Raw genomic sequence first — 1,183 nt, 5'->3', positions numbered from 1 at the left:
CTCTGGCCATGGTTCGAGCGCTGAACAGAATGACAAAGGCAGGAATGCCAGAAAGTGTCCGTATTGCCTGAAACTCTGCCCTGCTACAGGGACACTCGCCCCGAATCTGATTTATTCAACAAAGCCACTTTGTCAGCTCGGCATTAATTTTCATTTCAGTAAGTAACTTATGGGCATTACTGCACATCACCTGAGGATCCGGGTCGTGGATTTTATCACTGAGCTCCAGCAGAGCCGGGTAAAGTACCAGGTCCCGGTTAGTGCTGCCACGACGTATCAGTCGCAAGGACACCTTTTTGTTCTGCTCTTTTTTGGCGTACCGAACGTAACGCACAAATTTCAGCAAGCGGCTGATGTATTTATCCTGAAGATTATTCTGGATTTGCGACTGCCAGTCGAAACCACTGGGACGATCCACAGCGTGGATAGCTGCAAAAGTTACAGCAATTCGTAAATCGGCCTCATCCTCTACTGGCACTGCGGACAGGTCTTCCGCTTCAGTCCATTGATTGAAAGCATGGATGACGTCGGTAAGTTGCTTGCTTTCCCATTGGTGATAATGGCCACTATTAATGAAATCATTTAACACCATGTTTTTGCTGATGTGCTTGTGAAACGCGAGCGTTAAACTTTCATTCTGCATATCGTGCTGGGTTTCTGGATAACGCAGGAGCAGAGGGTCAATGATACTGTCCAGCCACTGACGGACTTCTGCTGTTCCGGTGATGTAATCAAAATCCTTGCTAAAAAGGTCTCCGGTTACACGAGGTTCCATGCGCATGATTTCAATGATGTGATTTTCAGTTGCGCTAAGACGATCAGCGGCCGATGCGTTAAATCGGCCAAGGCAGTAAAAATAGCCTTTTAAAGCCTCGCCAGCGATCCGACTGGGGTGATCTTTGTCATCTAAATAACTGCTCGGAATAGTAGATCACTTAGAGGGAACTCAGTCCGGTTTATGCGATCTGATCAATCGCTGAATATCCCAAATCACCAGCCGGACTGAGCAATGTCGATCATAGCACCAATACCCAGAACCGAACGACGCCTGATGCAGAAAACTATCCATAAAACAAAGGACAAAAACCACGCCCGGCGGCTCACCGCCATGCTGATACTGCATCGTGGTGACACCGTCAGTCATGTTGCCAGAACACTCTGCTGTGCCCGCTCATCGATTGGT

Annotated in this window: 1 protein-coding gene and 1 pseudogene; one reads left to right on the top strand and one right to left on the bottom strand. The window is 48.1% G+C overall.

The window, feature by feature from the left end:
- Positions 1-115: 115 nt before the first annotated feature.
- A complete protein-coding gene (locus F7Q90_RS25670; RefSeq protein ID WP_151161162.1) occupies positions 116-775 on the bottom strand; it encodes a hypothetical protein in 660 nt (219 codons plus the stop codon).
- A gap of 234 nt (positions 776-1,009) precedes the next feature.
- On the opposite strand from F7Q90_RS25670, the pseudogene F7Q90_RS25665 reads away from it, so the two are divergent.
- Positions 1,010-1,183 (top strand): annotated as a pseudogene (locus tag F7Q90_RS25665) (IS630 family transposase); the annotation flags it as partial.

The sequence above is a fragment of the Pantoea stewartii subsp. stewartii genome (assembly GCF_008801695.1).
GTDB classification, from domain to species: domain Bacteria; phylum Pseudomonadota; class Gammaproteobacteria; order Enterobacterales; family Enterobacteriaceae; genus Pantoea; species Pantoea stewartii.
This window is presented reverse-complemented; position numbering and strand designations above follow the sequence as displayed.

Coding starts and splice junctions, on each gene's coding strand:
- F7Q90_RS25670 (WP_151161162.1), bottom strand. CDS start 775: ATGGAACCTCGTGTAACCGGAGACCTTTTTAGCAAGGATTTTGATTAC.